Source organism: Enterococcus diestrammenae, from assembly GCF_049384045.1.
Taxonomy (GTDB): Bacteria; Bacillota; Bacilli; order Lactobacillales; family Enterococcaceae; genus Enterococcus_C; species Enterococcus_C diestrammenae.
Genome location: NZ_JBMRGR010000031.1, coordinates 1 through 19,504 on the forward strand (window position 1 = coordinate 1; position 19,504 = coordinate 19,504).

Consider the following 19,504-nt stretch of genomic DNA (forward strand, 5'->3'; position numbering starts at 1 on the left):
CAAAATAGCTCTAATCTCACTAAATTTTAGTGAGACTAGGGCTATTTGTCGATGCGTTGGATTATTTCCCGCTTACGGTCAAACTTGACTATTGACCAAAATAGCTTAGTAACAAACGGCAAGCTTATTTTGCTTCACTTTGGGCAATGAGGTCGGCTAATTGCTTTGGGGTCGGCATTGCGCTTTGAGCACCCATTTTGGTGACTGACAGTGTCGCACCATATGTCGCTTTTTTCACAGCAGTGTCTAAGCTTTCCCCTTTTGCCAAGGCAGCTGCCAAAATACCATTGAAAGTATCTCCTGCACCAGTGGTATCTTTCACCGTGACTTTCGGAGCTACGACGGTTTTGACCGTACCATCGCAAACATAAGAAACTCCCGCACCACCGCGAGTCACGATCAAGTGAGTCTTATGGGTTTGAGCCCATGCCAACATCGCTGTCTCCACCTCATAGTCCCCTCGTTTACTACCAATCATCCGTCCAAACTCGGTTTCATTTGGTGTGATGTAATCTAAATAAGGAAGCATTCCTTGTACCTCATCTGTGTATGGGGCTGGGTTTAAAATCGTCACGAGGCCTTTTGATTTGCCACGTTGCAACGCATCCAAAACCGTGGCAGGAGGAATTTCCAGTTGCGCTAACAGAACATCAGCCTTAGCCAGCATCTCGTCTTTTAAATCGGCAGGTGTAACCAATTGATTGGCACCTGGCAAGACGACGATAGCATTGTCTTCCGGCAATTTCATAATGGCCGCCGTACCAGTAAGTGCAGTGGCTTCCCGCTTCACTTGGGACATCTCAACTTGGGCCATATTCATGTGAATCAATAGTTTGTCCCCAAAAGTATCATTGCCGACTTTGCCTACCAACGAGACCGCTTCTCCCATCTTGGCACAGGCCACTGCTTGATTGGCTCCTTTGCCTCCAAAAAAGTAGTTAACCTCATCCCCCAAGACCGTTTCCCCGATAGCCGGCATGTGAGCAACTTCCATTACGATATCCATATTGAGACTACCAATTACTAAGACCGTCATCTTAAGCCCTCCCCGTTTGGCAATTGTTCTTCACTGGACAATTGGCGAATCACTTGGCAAGGCGTCCCGAAAGCTAGCACATTGGCTGGCACGTCTTTAGTCACTAGCGAATGAGCACCAATAACCGAGTTTTCTCCGATAGTTACCCCAGGCAGCACGGTTACACCAGCCCCTAACCACACGTTATCCCGGATAGTTACCGGTTTATTAAATTGCGCCGCTTGCCGACGTAACTCCGGTGATAAGGGATGCCCCGCTGTACATAAACTCACATTTGGCCCCATCATCACGCGATCCCCGATCATAATTTTCGTATCGTCCACCAACGTTAAATGGGAATTGGCATAAACGCCTTTGCCAAAATAAGTATTTTTGCCCCAATTAGCAGAAAAGGGTGGTTCAATATAAGAGCCCTCACCAAAGGCTCCTAGTAATTTTTCCAAGATTGCTTGTTTTTCCGCTGCTTTACTAGGCAAGGTATGATTAAACTGAAACAACAGGTCTCGATAGCCCGCCTGTTCTGCCAATATTTCTTCATTTTCAAAATAGATTTCACCAGAAGCCATCTGTTCCTTGATTGCCTCCGTTTGTTTGCTTTGCATTTCCTTCACCAAAATCCTCTCACTTTTCAAAGACTGCCTTTTTTCAGTCGCTATTTTCCTTAGCTATTATACCATGTTTCCCTGCTGAGATACGGTTTGAAAAAGAGAAAAAACGAAAGGCTCAAGACATTCTAGCAGCCAAGCATGGTCAGCCCTGGTATGAGATTAGCTAGAAAAGTGACGCTGGCATAAAAGCCATTATTCTACACCGAGAACACCAAGCGAAAAAAGGACTGAAGAAGACCGTTTCCTTTAACATTTGCTAGCAAAGTAGCGGCATACCAAACACTGGCCTACTCCCTTTGGCCTTTAGAAAACGCAAAATGACAGATCCCCCGCTTATTTAATCTTGGTCTTTAAACTTTTTGGGAATTTTGAAAAACAGCTTAATTGCAAAAAAAAGAGTGATTCCTGATCAATCATCAGAAACCACTCGCAACTATGACTTACTTCCCTGACTAACTTACTTATTTACAAATCAAAATTTTGGACCTTAATCTGCCCGCAACGCGATTGCAGCATCTTTTTTCGCTGCCATACGAGCCGGGATATGGCCGCCCAGAATCGTCAAGACAGTGGAGACCACCACCAAGATTAACGCGTGCCCCAAATCTAGTTGGGCGACATTTTTCAATTCCGTCAACCGATAAATCACGGCATTGATTGGGAAGGTCAAGAGATAAGCAATCCCGATGCCTAATAATCCGGGAAAAACTCCGAGAATAGCCGTCTCCGCATCAAAGACCCGAGTGATATCTTTTTTGCGGGCCCCTAAAGCTTTTAAGACCCCGATTTCTTTCGTACGTTCGATTACCGAAGTATAAGTGATGATGGCAATCATAATCATACTGGTAAACAAAGAAATACCTGCAAAAGCGACGAGAACATAAGTGATAGCATCCATCACCCCTCCTGTCAGTTGGGTCATAGTACCAGCCAAATCAGAATAAATAATCTGTTCTTTTTTTGGCTTGCCTGCATTCCATTTGTCCAAGTAGTCCAAGACTTTCTCTTTGTCTTTGAAGTTATTGGGATAAATCATCATCGAATAAGGCACTTCGCTAGCCCCGAGATAATCCAAGAAATTACTCTTAGTCGCCTCATCCAACGCTTCATTACTCATGACATTGACATTGCTAGCCTGTTGGGCTTTGACGATTGCTGATTGCTGGTTTTCGGCAATCACAGACTGGGCTAGACTATCGGAATAAGCAACACCAGGAGCCAATAAATCCATATTAGAAGACGATTTTGCTCGCAAAATCCCAGCGATTGTCAACTCCCGATTGTCTTTATTGTCATAAACGGCTGCTAAATCTTGGTTAGGAATGAAATTTCCGGTAGGTAACTTCGTATAGTAGGCATCATTGGCAATCAATTTCATCTTAGTACCAAGAACATCATCAAAAGCCAGCTTGTCACCATCTGCCACATCAAAGCCCAGATTTTTTAAAGCATTAATGTTGATATTATTACTTTTATCAACCACTAATACCAAGTCTGTCTCTGCTTCTGGATAGCTTCCTGCTAATAATTTATAGTTGTCCTTAAGAAAGTTGGTTCCGTCTTTTTCCAATTGCTTAGGAAATGAAGAGACTCCTACCCCAGTCATGGAAGACATCATCGACATCATGGAGCCCGTTTCGGAATTTTCTGGTGCATTGTTGGATAAAGTCACTTGTTGGACTTTGCCATCTACTTCTCGCATCAAGTTTAAATTGACCAACCGCGTGTAGCCGATATTATTAGACAGTTCCGGATCGATGTCATTGATATAGGCCACGTATTTCTCGTCCAACTGATTGGTGTGCTGCGCTTTATCGGCATCACTAGTCTTGGCGGTCAGTGTTTTTTCAGAAGGAAAAGTCGCTTTAGCCGTAGTCGAGGCTAACCCTTCTGGATCATTATCCGTGGTCACTTTGGTAATAGTGATGGGGAACTTGGCTAAGGCCTCAGACTGGGTAGCATCGATTTGCTTTTGAAAACCATTGGACAAGGATAAAACTACAGCGATACCAATGATCCCGATACTGGAGGCAAAGGCCGTCAAAAACGTCCGTCCTTTTTTAGTCCGGATATTGTTAAAAGACAAATGCAGTGCAGTGCTAAATTTCATCTTGGTATGCTTCAAGTTAAACATATCCGGTTTGGAACGTTCTTTGTGGGGATGGGAATCATGGCGAATCTGACCATCAGAAAACTCGATGATACGATCAGCGTATTCTTTTGCCAATTGGGGATTGTGGGTCACCATGATGACCAGCTTTTCTTGTGACAACTCTTGAATCAGTTTCATGATTTGGACACTAGTCTCTGAATCCAAAGCACCAGTGGGTTCGTCACACAATAAAATATCTGGATCGTTGGCCAACGCTCTGGCAATAGCTACCCGTTGCATTTGTCCACCAGAAAGCTGGTTTGGCTTCTTGTGCATATGCTCCTTGAGGCCCACCCGTGTCAAAGCTTCTTCAGCTCGCTGCTTTTTCTCTTCTTTAGAGACGCCACTCAAAGTCATCCCCAACTCCACGTTATCGATGATTCCTAAGTGGCTGATCAGGTTATAGCTTTGGAAGACAAAACCGATGGAATTATTGCGATAGGCATCCCAATCGCTATCCTTGAAAGTTTTGGTGGATTTGCCATTGATGACCATATCTCCTGAATCATAATTATCCAAGCCACCAATAACATTGAGCATCGTGGTTTTTCCTGAACCACTGGGACCCAAGATAGCGACAAACTCCTGTTTCCGAAAAGCTACCGAAACCCCATCCAAGGCCTTCGTAGTCGTTTCCCCGACCTTGTAGTATTTTTTAATATCTTTTAATTCTAACAACAATAAAACCTCCTGCTCATTTAAAGCCATCCCTTATGGTGAGTAAACAATCCCTTTGATACTTATATGCGTCCAAATTGGGCCAAAAAAGATGTCTGTTCTTCACAGCACAAGACTAACAGCTGTTTATGAACTTAAAATGAATTCATAAAAAGAACTCCTTTCCTGATACATCTAACCACAAAACATGCTACACTCTAACTGCAAATACGTGATGATTTGCGATTATCTTTAGTGAGGAAAACCGATATGAATCAACTATTAGTAATTGAAGACGAACCAAATTTGCTAAAACTTTATCAACGGGTCTTAACTGATCACCACTTTCAAGTTATTACCGCTGAAAATGGCCAGCAAGCATTAGAAAAATTAGAAACAAACCATGTCGATTTGATCATCACCGATCTGATGATGCCGACACTAGACGGCTTTACCTTTACCCAGCTTCTACGAGAGGCCGGCTATGACTTGCCAATCTTGATCATCACCGCCAAGGATAGTTTTGCCGACAAAAAACGCGGCTTTCATCTAGGAGCCGATGACTATATGGTCAAACCGGTAAACTTAGAAGAAATGCTGCTACGGGTGGAGGCTTTATTGCGCCGAGCCAAAATTGCCCACGAACAAGAACTAACAGTAGGTGGTACCATACTTAATCAGCAACAGTTGACCCTTACGTCTGCTGGTCAGACGATTTCATTGCGGAACAAAGAGTTTCAATTGCTCTTCAAATTGCTGAGCTATCCCAACAAGATATTTACCCGCCAACAGTTAATGGCAGAAATTTGGGGATTAGATAGCGAAACAGATGAACGGACTATCGATGTTCATATCAAGCGTTTACGGCATCAAGTACAAGACAATCCCGACTTTTCGATTGTCACGATCCGTGGACTCGGTTATCAGGCGGTGTTTACACATGAAAAATAAAATTTATTCGAAGCTCTGGATCTATTTTTCTTGTCTCATTTTTTTCATGCTAGTCTTTTTTGCAATTTTTATTGTCTTTCTTTTGTATTTTCTGATGCAACTCCACGTTGTGACACCTGGCAAAGGCAACCAACTGCTAGCGTTTAGTCTGCTACTAGCATTTAGTATCTTAGTCGGCACCTTAGCTTCCACCATTGTCAGCCGTCGCATTTTGGCCCCCATCAAAGAGTTGACCGAAAACATGAGTAAAGTAGCGACCGGTGATTTTTCTGTTCAGGTGAATCCCAGTCAAAAAGTCGAAGAAATTCAACAGCTTTTCAGTGATTTCAATCTCATGGTGGCTGAGCTGAACAGTATCGAAACCTTACGTAATGATTTCGTGGCCAACGTCTCTCATGAGTTCAAAACCCCCATCGCTACCATGCAAGGCTATATTCAACTGTTACAACAAGGCCATCTTTCCGAAGCGGATACCCAAGATTATTATTCCCGTATCGCAGAAGGCGCTCAGCAATTAACAACACTGAGCAACAATATTTTACGCCTTACCAAGCTAGAAACCCAAAGCATCCCTTTAGAGCAGCAAGTGTTTCGAATTGATGAGCAAATTCGTGAAGTCATCTTATTTCTACAGCCCCAGTGGGAAGAAAAACAACTGGCTCTTGACCTACACTTGCCACGAACCACCTATCCTGGTAACGAAGAATTATTATACCAAGTCTGGCTTAACTTGATGGACAATGCCATCAAATATTCTCGACCGAAAGAGACAGTGACCGTATCTTTAGAAGAAGAGCCGCAGCAACTAGTCATTTCCTTTATTGACCGAGGGATTGCCATTCCCGCCGATGAAACCAAACGCATTTTTGACAAGTTTTATCAGGGGGATACCAGCCGCAAAACCGCTGGCAATGGCTTAGGCTTAACCTTGGTTAAAGAAATCCTGCAACTTCACGAAGGGCGAGTAGCAGCCAAAACCCTCGCCAATCAACAAACCTGTTTCACCGTTTACCTACCAAAGAATCATTAACTCACACCAAATGTGCAAAAACACCAATAAGGTTTAACATCATTCGCAAAGAACTTTGCTCTATAATCCTCCCAAGTTATCGCCATTACCTCGTATCCTTATCCAAGTTAATGCGAATAACCAGCCTCATAAGTCCGGAATGTGCCAAACTTCTAACTTAGACAGACAGATTTCTGGTCCAGCTACGGCTATTTCAATTGCTAGGTCGTTAAAATGCAGCTCTTTCGTGACAGCAATATGGCAGCATGATATGCCTCTTAATTCCTGAACCATCAGCCTTTTTGGCGCTTCATTTTTATAAGTTCGTTATCTACCAGAAAAACACAGGGAGCAGATTAATGCCCTCTGTGTTTTTCGTGACGTTTCTTTTGTCGGAGTTCAAATTGCTTTTGTTTTTCTGCTTCCCGTTGTTCACGACTGCTTTTCTTACGTTGCAATTTTCTCTCTTCCTGTTGAAGTTTTAGTGCCTGCTGAGCTTTCGTCCCAATACCAACCTCAGAGACTTGCTTCTTAGCCAATTTCTGGAGCCGTTTCGGATTAATTCTCCTAGCACTAACAACCTCAGCTGCGATTGTTGAGCTGAATTTCAAGTGATGATATTCGGTCAAAACAAAGTCATAAACCTCATAATCTTTGGGCTCTTTCCCAAAGGTTACTTTGGTGACCTCAATCTTGTCCGCATACCTCCTCTCAAAAACACCAACCCAGAATGGATTTTCGAACAACACGGTCAATGTTGCACTTATCTTTTCCATCACAATCCCTCCTTTATCTTAAATAAGAAGAAGGGACAACCAAGGAGGCAGGTTACTGACGACTGCTGTCGCTCCCGGACTACCTACCGGGACGTGTTTTTATCTTCTGTAGATGATTTTATCACGGATTGGCTCATGAGAGTAAACAATCAAAAAAACAACTCTCTAGCATCATGGAGGTTCGTTGCGCAAAGAAATGGCTGGGATTGCCTAATAGTTTTACAATAATGGATATTTTTCTTAGTTTTCGTAAGATCACATATTTGTTTTTTTCAATTACATTGTAAAAGTTCGTCATTTAGGGTCCCCTTTCAACTTTGTCACAAAACCTTTTTCAACAAGTTTTCTCCAATCTTCTCAAAAGTCGTACAATTATTCAGAAAATTATGAAATCTAGTTGACTTATACTAGAAAATTCCCGTATAATCTAAGAAATCTCTTTGAAAGTTTAAAGAAAAACCATTACAACCTACACCTTTTTTGCGCTACTTTTGATAGGCTCTCATTTACCAGCGATAACCGCTTACGGTTGAAAGAAACATAAAAGCAAGCAGCTCTGTTTCATTACTGATGCAACTAACAAAAAAACCATCCAGACAGCCTTTCCGGATGGTTTTTTCTATATCAAAGTCTCTAAGTAGTGCAGAATTTGGGTGTAAAAAAGCATAACTAATCGGGGGAATGACAAATGAAAATGAAAAAATGGATGAAAACAGCTTTAGCGACTAGCCTTTTGCTGAGTTTAGTAGCCTGTGGTAATAACGGTAGCAGTCAATCAGCCAGTAGTGAGTCAAACGCGGAAAACGGTAAAAAGAAAGTGGGTGTTCTACAGTTAGTCGCTCATGCTTCTTTGGACGCCTCATATAAAGGATTCTTAGAAGGGCTAGCAGAAAATGGCTATCCAAAAGAAGCAATCGAGTTAGACTACCAAAATGCTCAAAATGACCAAGCCAATTTGAAGTCCATGAGTGAAAAATTGGTCAAAGAAAAACCCGATGTGTTGCTGGCCATCGCTACCCCAGCTGCGCAGGCTTTGGCTAATGAAACCAAGGACTTGCCTATTACAGTGACAGCTGTCACCGACTTAGTAGGCGCCAAACTCGTGGCCACCAACGAAGCTCCTGGTGGCAACCTCACTGGGACCACCGACTGGGCCCCAGTTGAAAAACAAGTGGAATTATTGCTTGCCATCGTACCTGATGCTAAAACCGTTGGAATCGCCTATAACGCTGGCGAAACCAACTCAAAAATCCAAGCCGAAGCCGCCGAAGCAGCTTTAAAAAAAGCTGGTGTCAAAGCTAAGGTGTTGACTGCTAATACCACCAACGATGTCCAACAAGTCATCACCAGCTTAGCAAAAGATACTGATGCCATCTACATCCCTACTGACAATACCTTTGCCACGGCTGCACCTGTGGTTGGTGAGGTCGCCAAGCAGACCAAAACACCAGTCGTGACAGGCTCCGTGGAACAAGTAGACGGTGGCGCTTTGGCAACCTACGGAATCGACTACAAATCTTTAGGCAAGCTCACTGGCAAAATGGCCGCCACGATCTTAGATGGGAAAGACCAGCCGGCCAAAATGCCCGTTCAATCAGCCGAGTCCTTTACCTTAGTTGTAAATGAGGAGATGGCACAGGCTCTAGGGATTGATCCAAGTACGATTCAACAACCAAAGTAAAGCCGACCGTAAAAAAATAATTAGTCCCGCCAGTTTCCTTCAGTCATTGGAACAATCCAACTGATTGCTTGGTGGTTCGCGGGAAATTTGAAAGATTTGGGGAATGATTATGAGTATCCAGACGATTTTAGTCCTATTACAATCTGCTTGTTCGCAGGGTGTTTTGTGGTCCTTACTAGCGTTAGGCGTCTTTTTTACTTACCGTATTTTAGACATTGCTGATTTGACAGCCGAGGGAACTTTCCCATTAGGCGCCGGGATAGCTGCCTTAGCGATAACTAAGTCCCACTCCCCTTTCCTTGCCTGCTTATTTGCCTTTGCTGGCGGGGTCCTAGCAGGTTTAGCAACGGGAATTTTTCATACAAAGCTAAAAATTCCAGCTTTATTAGCTGGAATTATCACCATGACCGGTCTTTATTCCATCACCAACCGCGTCATGGGCGCACCCAATATTGCCCTTTTAGGTAGCAATAGTGTTTACACTTGGTTAGAAAATACCGGGTTGTCCAAGAACAATGCTACCATTCTTGTGGGAAGTATTTTTGCCTTGTTAGTAGTCTTGCTTCTTCATTTCTTCTTTAAAACGGAGATTGGACTAGCAATCCGAGCAACCGGTGACAATGACGCCATGAGTGAAGCTAACGGTATCAATACTGACAATATGAAGTTAATCGGCTATATGCTATCCAATGGCTGTATCGCCTTGTCAGGGGCATTGATTGCCCAAAACAACGGGTATGCCGACCTTAACTCTGGGGTCGGAACGATTGTAATCGGCCTAGCAGCGATTATCATCGCTGAAGTCCTCTTCCGTAATTTACCTTTACTTCCTCGGATGTTGACAATAGTTTTAGGGGCGATTATCTACCGTTTTATTCTCGCAATCGTTTTCGAATTTGATGTGCAACCACAAGATATCAAACTTTTTAGTGCCTTAATCTTGGTAGTTTGCCTCTCAGCGCCACAAGTTCGGAGTCGTTTAGCCACCAAAAAAGCAGCCAAAGGAGGTGGTGTCAAATGACTCCAGTATTAGAAGTCCAGCACCTTCATCAAATTTTTGAAGCTGGCACCGTTAATGAAAACCATGTGCTCCGAGGAATCAACTTAACCATCAATCCTGGTGACTTTATGACCATTATCGGAGGCAATGGCGCTGGCAAATCGACTTTACTCAACAGTATCGCTGGCACGATTCCCGTCGAACAAGGTACGATCACCCTCAATGGTGAAAATATCACTCGCCATTCTGTCACACGCCGTTCGAAAGCCATCAGTCGGGTCTTTCAAGATCCCAAAATGGGCACAGCCGTCCGCTTGACTGTGGAAGAAAATATGGCTTTGGCTATGAAACGGGGGCAAAAACGAGGCTTTCGCTATGGGGTCAAAGCGAGTGATCGGGGTTTTTTCAAAGAACAACTTGCTCGACTTGGCCTAGGACTAGAAAATCGGCTAACAGCTGAAATCGGTCTATTATCTGGCGGCCAACGTCAAGCCATCACTTTACTGATGGCTACTTTACAACGACCAGATTTGATCTTATTGGATGAACATACCGCGGCCTTGGATCCTAAAACCTCTATTACAGTGATGGAGCTGACTACTAAACTCATCCAAGAGCAAAATTTGACAACTTTCATGGTCACCCATGATATGGCAGATGCCATTCGCTACGGCAATCGGCTAATTATGCTTCATCAAGGTCAAATCGTGGTGGATCTTGATCAAAAGAAAAAACAAGACCTCACCGTTCCACAACTGATGGAGATGTTTCATCAAAACAGTGGCAGTGAACTAAAAGATGATCAGCTGTTGCTAAGTTAAGGGATCAGGCATAAGAAAGGCTGAAGGAACTCGTTCAGCTCGCGAGAATTAAGACTAAGGTAAACCAATACATGATATTCTTTATCATGAGTCGGTTTTACCTGAATTTTAGAAGATGCTAGTTGGACTTAGCGGTTGATGCTTAGTCCAACTGTCTGCGGTAGCTGAGCTCGTTCGTGAAACCAGACATAGTTAAACTTTGTATTGTGAAAATTTCATTTATGAAAAATTCATAATACCTTAGTCGGTTAGAGTGTCAAAAGCCATTTTTCTATATATCCCGTCCCTTGAAGCAAAAAAGCAGATAGTGCTATCGATTTAGGTCGATTGGCTCCAATTATTGCGCTTTTTTAATCGAAATAGGGGATTGCGTTTTTTAACATTTGTACTTTTAATCCCTAATCTCAGTCGATAAAAAACGCCGATGAATTCTTGACGATGCAAGATTCATCGGCGTTCTTTTGGCTTGCCAAGAAAAGGCCGTGAGATTGATTGGCTCATCAATCAATCCCACAGACAGTTGCCCAAGATATCAATTAAATATCGCTAGACGAAGCTTTTAGCTCTACTTTTCTACGAGCTCCCAGATACAGGTCACCGTCTCCTGCCCCTTGACATCAGCTGGTGTAATGTCTGGTATAGCGGATTTTGCTGCTGATGCCTCCATCAGTCGTGGCGCAAAATTGGTCTCCGAATGGAAATGAACATCCGTCCAATCGTAGTGAATGGCTTGAATTGCTCCTAATTGACAGGAAGCTGCTGTTGCTAGAATGACAGCATTTTTTTTAGCCTCTTTGACAGCTGCTTGTAATAAATCCTCCTTAAAGGCCGTCTCATCTGCTATCGTAAAAGCGATAGCCAGCTCTGGTTGACTTTTCAAAGCCGCGACTGCAGCGATTACTTCTCCTAATCTATCAGGACTAAAAGCAAAGACTAGTTTCACTCCTTGAGATACTTGATACCCCACAAAGCGTTGTTGCCAATTTCCTTGCTCGGTCTGGTAAGACTCATAAGTACTGCTGACATCAAAATTCAAGGTTTTGATGTCATTTTTTTGAAAACCAATCCCTTGAAGACATTCTTGGACTGCCTCAATCTTTTGAGTCGCTTGTTGCAAGGCTTCTCCGTACACGAGAGCGACCGTTTTAAAATCTAAGCCCAACTCGATTTGATCGGCAGCCTGACGGTTTTTACCAGTACCTTTAACAGTGATTGTTGCCATCTATTTCTCTCCTCTCTCGTAGTCTTGATGGGAATTTTTCTGTGCCTGATGTTCATCAGCAAAAAAAGCCGCCAGTTTGGCATCCAGTTGCTGCGCGTTATAATGTTTGGCCAACAGTTTATCGGCATCCAATTGCTCTTGTTGAACATCTGCCAAAAGCTCTTGTTTCATGCTGTCGACATTTTCTCCTCCGAAAAAATAAGTTTCATACAGGAAATCCGCCAAAATCAAGCTTACTGGTAAGCGACTACGATCCGTCTCAGATAACTCTATCGGCAAATGTAGCAATTGCTCTATCGGAATGAAATCAATGGCATAACCGTATAGAAAAGCATCCTGGGCTTGCAAAAACTTTTCCTCAGTAGTAAAGTCTTCCGGTTGTGGTGGCTGACCTCCATCGAAATAGCTAAAATCGGGGTAATAGGTTTCTTCCCAGGCATCATTGGCCATCTCTGCTTCCAGACGCCGAATTTCAGCAGCCAAAGTTGGCAGTGGCGGTCCTTGAATTTTATCCCCATTTTCCGCGATATAGTAAGGATACTCCGGTTCTTCAGCGGCTTTAGGATCCGCTAAGGCTTTTTCTTGATAAGCAGCTAAAAGTCGTGCGCCATTGTCATACTCACTAAAACTAGTGATTTTTAAACGTGCTCCCATTGGTATCGCTGGCAGTGGCCTCTGTAGCCGTTGATATAAATCTTGCAAAACCGGCAAAAAGTCCGGTTCCTCTCTTTCAGCAAAATGTCGCTGATAGTTTTTAGCTACCTCTTGTTTTTCTTGATCAGTCAACCCTAAAAATAACTCTTTAATCGTCTGGCTCATCTACATCCCTCTTTCGGGCTTTTCCTTATTCTACCACCCTCTTTATTGAAATACGATTAGAAAGCAAGGGACACCCGTTGCGGAAAAATAAACAAGCTCCACTTGTCTGGCAACACCTAATAACTTGTCTAGTGAAGTTAACTTTTTCCACTTACTCTGAAACCGTTATCTTATCGGAAATCCATAGCTTCTTACCTTTTTGGTTTTATGTATATACAAGTTAAAAACAGTGATTTATTCATGTTTTTACTGTTTTTATAAAAATTGGTATGGTAGTATAGAGGTACATACTAACAGAAAAGAGGTTATTTGAACATGCACAATGAAATCATTTTAGGCAAAAAATACGAAGTGAAACCGGCTGCCTACCATCGAAATATCGTGGGTGTAGCCAAAGAGGTAGCAAACGGAGGGATTGTTTTCCAAATTGATTTCTGTGATCTTTGCGACCGGGATACCGCAAAAGCAAATGATGGTCAAGTAACAGCCCAACTGGCGGATATCAAAGGGCCACTAGGAGAAAGTTGCTTTTTTAGTTAAACATAGCAAATAGAACCTTCCCTACACCAGCCGTCAATTTTCGACGGCTGGTTTTCTAGTGAATAAGAAAGCCTTGCTTCCAACAACTCCTTTTTTTGTATCCCTCATTCAATTGATTAAGACGACGCCCTTACTCTCACATTTTGACCTTGTGTATGCTGAAAAAACGCTAATTTTCCCTTTAGTCCTTGATGCATAGGCCGTTTGACAGCTTGAAATTTTGGTAGCTCTTGTCGATAATAAATAAAACGGCTACTGACAGTCTTCAAGCTGCCAGTAGCCGTTTGCTCACCCACTCTGCTAAGACCTCCTCAGTTTAGAGGCACAGAGTAATCATTTGTTTCTATCGATTTGACGTGTTGCCATGTCCCAACTTCCTAACAAATACATGACACCCAATGCGCGATCATACAACCCGTAACCAGGACGAACATTGGTGGCATTCTCCCCAAAAATATGTCGGCCATGATCAGGACGGATGTACCCTGCAAAATTAATTTCAGCTAGCACTTGCATGACTCCTGTGATATCCACGGTACCATCTTGGGTACGATGGGAAACTTCGCTAAAATCGCCGTTAGCCGCCACTCGTACATTACGGACATGCATAAAATGCACCCGCTGGTTAAACTCTTTTAACAATGAAACCAGGTCATTATTCGGATCAGCCCCTAATGAACCTGTACAAAAAGTTAGGCCATTGTAAGGACTGGGGTTAGTCGCTAGCAATTTCCGAATGTTTTCAGCATTGTTCACTAACCGCGGCAAACCAAAAATCGGAAACGGCGGATCATCCGGGTGTATCGCCATTTTGATATCATATTCTTCACAAGTAGGAATAATCGCATCCATAAAATACTTAAAGTTTTCCCGTAGCCGCTCCTCGTCGAATCCTTCATACGCTTGAAAGAGCTCTTTAATACGGGCCAAACGTTCCGGTTCCCAACCTGGTAATGTCAAACCGTTACTTTCTTTTTCCACCATATCCACCAACTCTTGGGGATCGGCATTGATTATTTTCTCTTTGTCAAAAAAGAGGGCGGTGGAGCCATCAGCCAGCGGATGGAACATATCAGTCCGGGTCCAGTCAAAAATCGGCATGAAATTATAGCAAACGACTTTGACCCCATTTGCTGCTAGATTTTTCAAACATGTTTTGTAAGTCTCAATGTAGGCATCCCGGCTAGGCAAACCCAATTTGATATCCTCATGAATATTCACAGATTCCACGATGCTCCCTTTAAGACCATGACTTTCAATCACATCGATTTGTTCCTTGATTTCTTCTTTGGTCCAAAGAGCTCCCGCCTGTTTCTCATGCAAAGCCCAAACGACCTCTTCTACGCCAGGAATTTGGCGAATATAGTCCAAGGAAATGGGATCGTTGTTTTCTCCGTACCAACGAAACGACATTTTCATAACAATTCCTCAATTCTTTTTATTGATTTTTTAGGCAATCGTTTGTTGAATCTGCTGACGGACGGCTCCAGGTGCTTTAGACATTTGGTAAAACAAAGTCAATACCTTATCCGCCAAGCCAACTTCCACCAAGTTCACACCGAAGATTTTTTCCTCTTGCAATAAGTCCCATAACGCCTCACGATTGCTATGAGCGCCTAAACTAAAATCGGCAAATAATGGCGTCAAACGTCCCAACAACGGATCCGGACTCAAAGGCATCACCTGTCCTTCATCATCCACACCTGTCAAATAACGTAGCCATCCTGCATAGACCAAAGGAATAACCTGTAAATTAGCCACATCTAGCGTATCCGATTTCAAGTAAGCCTTCACCGTCTCACCAAAACGCACAGACAATTTTTGTGAGGTATCTGTGGCAATTCGTTGGGGCGTATCCGGAATAAATGGATTCGGAAAACGAACCTGAATAACTTCATCGAGAAATTGTTTAGGATCAAGAATTTGTGGATCCACCACCACTGGCAATCCTTCTTGATAGCCTAATTGTGAGATTAAGGCCACCAGATCCTGGTCTTTCATTTCTTCATGAATGCTTTGATAGCCTAATAAACAGCCAAAAATGGCTAAAGTTGTATGAAGGGGATTAAGGCAAGTAGTGACTTTCATCGTTTCCACGAGATTGACTGTCCGACGATCTGTGAAAATAACGTCTGCTTGCTCCAATGGAGGGCGCCCATTAGGAAAATCATCTTCAATCACCAAATACTGAGTTTCTTCGCCATTGACATAAGGTGCAACAAACGTGTGCTTCTTAGTCTCTTGAGCAGCCATCTCCTCCAAGCCAGCTTCGGTTAACAGCTTAGCCACTGAGGCATCTGGACGTGGGGTAATTTTGTCGATCATTGACCAAGGAAAACTAACTTTGTCCCCATCGGTGAGATAGTGGACAAACGCTTCTGAAACAAAGCCCTTTTGCGCCCATTCTTGTGCAAATCGACTGATTGCAGCCTGTAATTTTTCGCCATTATGGCTCATATTGTCAAGGCTTACCAAGGCCACCGGGTACGCCCCGGCATTGAAGCGTTCGACGAGTAAAGCACAGAGTTTCCCTAGATAACTTGTAACATTTTCCGGTCCATTTTGAAAATCGGCAGCCACAGCTGACAACAATGCGCCTTGACCATCCACCAGAGAATACCCTTTTTCGGTAATCGTCAGACTGATCAGCTGTAGACTCGCTGATTGAAAAATAGCTTTTAGCGCTTTAAAATCCGCCATTTGTGGATCCATTTTATAATAGTCTACGATGCTGGCAATAATTTCTTGGGAGACTTGGCCATCTCCTTTTAAAGTGACATTAACCGTCAAATTATCAAAAGCCTGTAGCCGGTCCACGATTTCATAGTCGTACCCTTCTGCCACTAAAACACCTTTAGCCATCTCGCCACTATTTAAAAGGTGTTGGACATCGGCTGCCAAAAAAGCGCGAAAGATATTTCCTGCCCCTAGTTGCAACCAAATCGGTGCTGCTAACGTATCTGCTTTTACACTGGCAATATCAAACTGGGGCAAGATAAAGTCTTGGCTCACTAAAGAAGATGCTTGTTGAAGTGTGAAACGATCTAATTTCATCTGTTTTTTCCCCTCTTTATTAATCCTGTAAGTCAAAGTAAGTACGGGCATTCTCGTAACAAATGCCTCTGACCATCTTTTCCAACAGCTTTTGGTCATTTGGATAAAAGCCACTTTCGACTTTTTTACCAAGATAATCGCAAAGGATTCGTCGGAAATAATCATGACGCGGATAAGAAATAAAACTCCGCGAGTCCGTCAACATGCCGACAAAATTCATCAACAGACCTTGGTTCGCCAGGGTATCCAACTGCTTCGTCATGCCATCAAACGTATCATTAAACCACCAACCAGCGCCAAATTGTACTTTATTTTTGATGCCTTGTGAATTACTTTGAAAATTACCACAAGCTGTTGCGACCAAGTCATTAATCATCGGATTGAGATTGTATAAAATGGTTTTTGGCAACTCTTCTGTCTGATCCAAAGCGTCCAGAAACGCGTTTAAATGCATTGCAGTATCTCCTTGATCCAAGATAGAGTCACAACCAATATCCGCGCCTAATTTGTTAAACAGACGGCTATTTGCGCTCCGAACCGCTCCAAAATGGATTTGCATCGTCCAGCCACGTTTAGCATACTCCCGGCCTAAGTCCCGCATCAACCGGCCTTGCCATTGTCCTAGCTCTAACCGCGTAACCGTTTGATTATGCAATCCTTTTTGATAGATAGTTTCGATTTCCTCATCCGTTGCCTCCTGGTATAAAAACTCATTGAGGCCATGATCAGAAATTCGACAGCCCACTTCATGAAAATAAGCGATCCGCTCTGTCAAAAATGCGACTAAATCAGCATAAGTTGCTAGCCGTTTACCACTAACTACTTGGCATTGTGCCACATAAGCCGCTAACCCTTTCTGGATATGCAACAATGGATCTGGACGGAAGGTTGGCGCCACTACAAAACTATTTTTTCCTTTTAACTGCCGATGCTCCCTCAAATCGCTCAACACATCATCTGTAGTACCGATATAGCGAACAGCGGCACGTTGAATAAGCATCTTTGAAGTATATTCATTTTCTACCAACACTTGGTTACAAGTCTCGTATATCTCCCGTGCCGTCTCTTGATTTAATAAGTCTGTCACACCAAAGTATTCTTTTAGTTCCAGATGGGTCCAATGATATAAAGGATTGCCCACTAGATTTTCCACGGTAGCTGCCCAAGCATTAAACTTTTCCCAATCATCACCATCACCAGTAATCAATGTTTCGGGAATCCCGTTGGCTCGCATTGCCCGCCATTTGTAATGATCTCCGCCCAACCACAAATCAGTTATGGAAGTGAAACGATGATTATTAGCAATTAATGCGGGATCCAAATGACAGTGATAATCAATAATCGGCAAATTTTTAGCCACCTCGTGATAGAGTTGGCGCCCTGTTTTAGTAGTCAACATAAAATCTTCATCAATAAACATGACTGCACCTCAATGCTTTTATTTAATAAACTGATATATTAGTATCATACAGTTTTATAATCTAGGATGCAAGGGCTTTCGCTAATTTTTGTTCCCTATCAGAAATGAATTTCACTTCATTTTTTCTGACTCCAAGAAAATTGCAAAAAATCTAGAAAAGTTGCAAAAAACTATTGAAAATTTTTTTGAAGGACGGTATAATCATTTAAGTAATGAGAGTTACCGTTTGTGTTATTTTGCCGGCGTGGCGGAATTGGCAGACGCGCTGGACTCAAAATCCAGTGCCCGTTGAGGGCGTGCCGGTTCGACCCCGGCCGCCGGTATTAACTTCTAACGAATAAAATCGTTAGAAGTTATTTTTTTGCTCAAAAACACAAAAATAAACCCACTTTTTCTAGGCAAGTTGGTTCGCTATTATCTAATATCTATAAATGAATTTCCCTCTTTTTTAACTATATCTATTCTACGATGATTTTTAGATTATCCTTCATTATTGTTGCCTACTTAGAACTTACATATATTTTTATCCTTGTATTCCTACCCAGCCTGCCCCTCTAATTAATCAAGCATTGGTAAAATAGCAGCATATTTTTCCCCCACTCGAACTGTACGCTGGAGGCTATTAAGCATTTGGAATTCCTAGCCACTGGAAATGGCCACTAGCTGATTCAAGTAAACAAAAAAGCCTACTATCTTTAAAATTTGATCTTTGCCTTCCCTTTCAAATCTGAACCCTGACTAGCAAAGGACTAATCAGGGTTCTACGATATGTGGTGCTGTTACTCTCAAATGAGTAAGGACACCAAGTATTTTTTTATAACAAAAAGACATTTGTTTGCCCTATAATTAAATCGCCAAACCCAATCATAGGAGGATAACCAAATGTCCATAACTAAATATATCAAATGTACTGATGAAAATACAAGTAAATCAATTATTCAGCATGCCTACCAAGATAGCTGGATTCAATTGATCCCTTTCGACAAAAAAACAAAAAAGACACCAAGATCAACATCTTGATGTCAAATACCGGCGGCCGGGGTCGAACCGGCACGCCCTCAACGGGCACTGGATTTTGAGTCCAGCGCGTCTGCCAATTCCGCCACGCCGGCAAGTTGAAGGATAATAGTAGTACTAAGGCGCTAACCGGATTTGAACCGGTGATGAAGGTTTTGCAGACCTCTGCCTTACCACTTGGCTATAGCGCCATTATACTATTGTTTGATTTCTAATGAAACCAACTGGGGTAGCTGGATTCGAACCAACGCATGAGGGAGTCAAAGTCCCTTGCCTTACCGCTTGGCTATACCCCAATAAGAAGGGCGATCGATGGGAATCGAACCCACGAGTGCCGGAGCCACAATCCGGTGCGTTAACCACTTCGCCACGATCGCCATAATAAATGGCAGGGGTAGCAGGAATTGAACCCACACTAACGGTTTTGGAGACCGCTGTTCTACCTTTAAACTATACCCCTAGGTAAAATATGGAGGAGAGTGGATTCGAACCACTGAACCCGAAGGAACGGATTTACAGTCCGTCGCGTTTAGCCTCTTCGCTACTCCTCCATGGTGGCGCGGGACAGAATCGAACTGCCGACACATGGAGCTTCAATCCATTGCTCTACCAACTGAGCTACCGAGCCATACTTTTATTTAACCATAATAATCAAAACTTTAAAATGGCGGTCCCGACGGGACTCGAACCCGCGATCTCCTGCGTGACAGGCAGGCGTGATAACCACTACACTACGGGACC

15 protein-coding genes and 9 tRNA genes are annotated in these 19,504 nt (G+C 43.0%); 7 read left to right on the plus strand and 17 right to left on the minus strand.

From position 1 onward, the window contains the following. Positions 1-124: 124 nt before the first annotated feature. The 3 genes from ACO03U_RS13425 to ACO03U_RS13435 all read right to left on the minus strand — a co-directional run bounded on the left by ACO03U_RS13425 (position 125) and on the right by ACO03U_RS13435 (position 4,474). Positions 125-1,036 carry a ribokinase gene (locus tag ACO03U_RS13425; RefSeq protein WP_204687998.1) on the minus strand — a complete coding sequence of 304 codons (912 nt, stop codon included), beginning with the start codon at positions 1,034-1,036 and terminating at the stop codon, positions 125-127. Then, positions 1,033-1,638, minus strand: coding sequence for a sugar O-acetyltransferase (locus ACO03U_RS13430; protein ID WP_204688002.1), 606 nt, complete (start codon positions 1,636-1,638; stop codon positions 1,033-1,035). Before ACO03U_RS13430 ends, ACO03U_RS13425 begins: the two co-directional genes overlap by 4 nt. Positions 1,639-2,131: 493 nt before the next feature. Beyond that, entirely contained in the window at positions 2,132-4,474 is a 2,343-nt protein-coding gene (locus tag ACO03U_RS13435) for an ABC transporter ATP-binding protein/permease (RefSeq protein ID WP_204687996.1), read from the minus strand. Between the two features lie 249 nt (positions 4,475-4,723). On the opposite strand from ACO03U_RS13435, the gene ACO03U_RS13440 reads away from it, so the two are divergent. Together ACO03U_RS13440 and ACO03U_RS13445 are read left to right on the plus strand one after the other, a co-directional pair. Continuing rightward, the gene (locus ACO03U_RS13440; protein WP_204687994.1) at positions 4,724-5,404 is read left to right on the plus strand and encodes a response regulator transcription factor; all 681 of its coding nucleotides are present in this window, start codon (positions 4,724-4,726) and stop codon (positions 5,402-5,404) included. Then, positions 5,394-6,434 (plus strand): HAMP domain-containing sensor histidine kinase, encoded by a 1,041-nt coding sequence (locus ACO03U_RS13445; protein ID WP_161869157.1) that lies wholly within the window; start codon positions 5,394-5,396, stop codon positions 6,432-6,434. The genes ACO03U_RS13440 and ACO03U_RS13445 overlap by 11 nt, the downstream gene beginning before the upstream one ends. Positions 6,435-6,769: 335 nt before the next feature. On the opposite strand, the gene ACO03U_RS13450 is transcribed toward ACO03U_RS13445, so the two are convergent. Next, positions 6,770-7,189 (minus strand): YjdF family protein, encoded by a 420-nt coding sequence (locus ACO03U_RS13450; protein ID WP_204687992.1) that lies wholly within the window; start codon positions 7,187-7,189, stop codon positions 6,770-6,772. Positions 7,190-7,877: 688 nt separating this feature from the next. Between ACO03U_RS13450 and ACO03U_RS13455 the strand changes: the two genes are divergently transcribed. From ACO03U_RS13455 to ACO03U_RS13465, 3 genes are all read left to right on the plus strand, one after another. Next, a complete protein-coding gene (locus ACO03U_RS13455; RefSeq protein WP_204687990.1) occupies positions 7,878-8,870 on the plus strand; it encodes an ABC transporter substrate-binding protein in 993 nt (330 codons plus the stop codon). 109 nt (positions 8,871-8,979) lie between these two features. Then, complete coding sequence (locus ACO03U_RS13460; RefSeq protein WP_423104945.1) at positions 8,980-9,891, plus strand: ABC transporter permease; 912 nt, start codon at positions 8,980-8,982, stop codon at positions 9,889-9,891. Beyond that, the gene (locus ACO03U_RS13465) at positions 9,888-10,691 is read left to right on the plus strand and encodes an ABC transporter ATP-binding protein (protein WP_204687988.1); all 804 of its coding nucleotides are present in this window, start codon (positions 9,888-9,890) and stop codon (positions 10,689-10,691) included. Before ACO03U_RS13460 ends, ACO03U_RS13465 begins: the two co-directional genes overlap by 4 nt. 565 nt (positions 10,692-11,256) lie before the next feature. Here ACO03U_RS13465 and ACO03U_RS13470 read toward each other — a convergent pair. Together ACO03U_RS13470 and ACO03U_RS13475 are read right to left on the minus strand one after the other, a co-directional pair. Beyond that, a complete protein-coding gene (locus ACO03U_RS13470) occupies positions 11,257-11,913 on the minus strand; it encodes an SIMPL domain-containing protein (RefSeq protein ID WP_204687986.1) in 657 nt (218 codons plus the stop codon). After that, positions 11,914-12,732 (minus strand): hypothetical protein, encoded by an 819-nt coding sequence (locus ACO03U_RS13475; RefSeq protein ID WP_161869163.1) that lies wholly within the window; start codon positions 12,730-12,732, stop codon positions 11,914-11,916. Between the two features lie 315 nt (positions 12,733-13,047). Here ACO03U_RS13475 and ACO03U_RS13480 point away from each other — a divergent pair, with 315 nt between their 5' ends. Next, positions 13,048-13,272 (plus strand): hypothetical protein, encoded by a 225-nt coding sequence (locus ACO03U_RS13480; protein ID WP_204687984.1) that lies wholly within the window; start codon positions 13,048-13,050, stop codon positions 13,270-13,272. Positions 13,273-13,605: 333 nt separating this feature from the next. Here ACO03U_RS13480 and uxuA read toward each other — a convergent pair whose 3' ends face one another. From uxuA to uxaC, 3 genes are read right to left on the minus strand one after another with little or no spacing between them, the layout of a single operon-like run. Next, positions 13,606-14,691 carry a mannonate dehydratase gene (gene uxuA / locus ACO03U_RS13485; protein ID WP_204687981.1) on the minus strand — a complete coding sequence of 362 codons (1,086 nt, stop codon included), beginning with the start codon at positions 14,689-14,691 and terminating at the stop codon, positions 13,606-13,608. A 30-nt stretch (positions 14,692-14,721) separates the two neighbouring features. Further along, a complete protein-coding gene (locus ACO03U_RS13490) occupies positions 14,722-16,326 on the minus strand; it encodes a mannitol dehydrogenase family protein (RefSeq protein WP_204687979.1) in 1,605 nt (534 codons plus the stop codon). Positions 16,327-16,345: 19 nt separating this feature from the next. Then, entirely contained in the window at positions 16,346-17,746 is a 1,401-nt protein-coding gene (gene uxaC / locus ACO03U_RS13495) for a glucuronate isomerase (protein WP_204687977.1), read from the minus strand. 238 nt (positions 17,747-17,984) lie between these two features. On the opposite strand from uxaC, the gene ACO03U_RS13500 reads away from it, so the two are divergent. Then, a tRNA-Leu gene (locus ACO03U_RS13500) sits at positions 17,985-18,069 on the plus strand. Positions 18,070-18,773: 704 nt separating this feature from the next. On the opposite strand, the gene ACO03U_RS13505 is transcribed toward ACO03U_RS13500, so the two are convergent. From ACO03U_RS13505 to ACO03U_RS13540, 8 genes are all read right to left on the minus strand, one after another. Beyond that, positions 18,774-18,858 (minus strand) — tRNA-Leu (locus ACO03U_RS13505). Positions 18,859-18,883: 25 nt separating this feature from the next. Further along, positions 18,884-18,954 (minus strand) — tRNA-Cys (locus tag ACO03U_RS13510). A gap of 33 nt (positions 18,955-18,987) precedes the next feature. Further along, positions 18,988-19,059: transfer RNA gene (locus tag ACO03U_RS13515), tRNA-Gln, on the minus strand. Between the two features lie 8 nt (positions 19,060-19,067). Continuing rightward, positions 19,068-19,140, minus strand: a tRNA-His gene (locus ACO03U_RS13520). Between the two features lie 9 nt (positions 19,141-19,149). Next, positions 19,150-19,223 (minus strand) — tRNA-Trp (locus ACO03U_RS13525). Positions 19,224-19,233: 10 nt separating this feature from the next. After that, positions 19,234-19,314: transfer RNA gene (locus ACO03U_RS13530), tRNA-Tyr, on the minus strand. Between the two features lies 1 nt (position 19,315). After that, positions 19,316-19,391: transfer RNA gene (locus tag ACO03U_RS13535), tRNA-Phe, on the minus strand. Positions 19,392-19,428: 37 nt separating this feature from the next. Further along, a tRNA-Asp gene (locus tag ACO03U_RS13540) sits at positions 19,429-19,504 on the minus strand.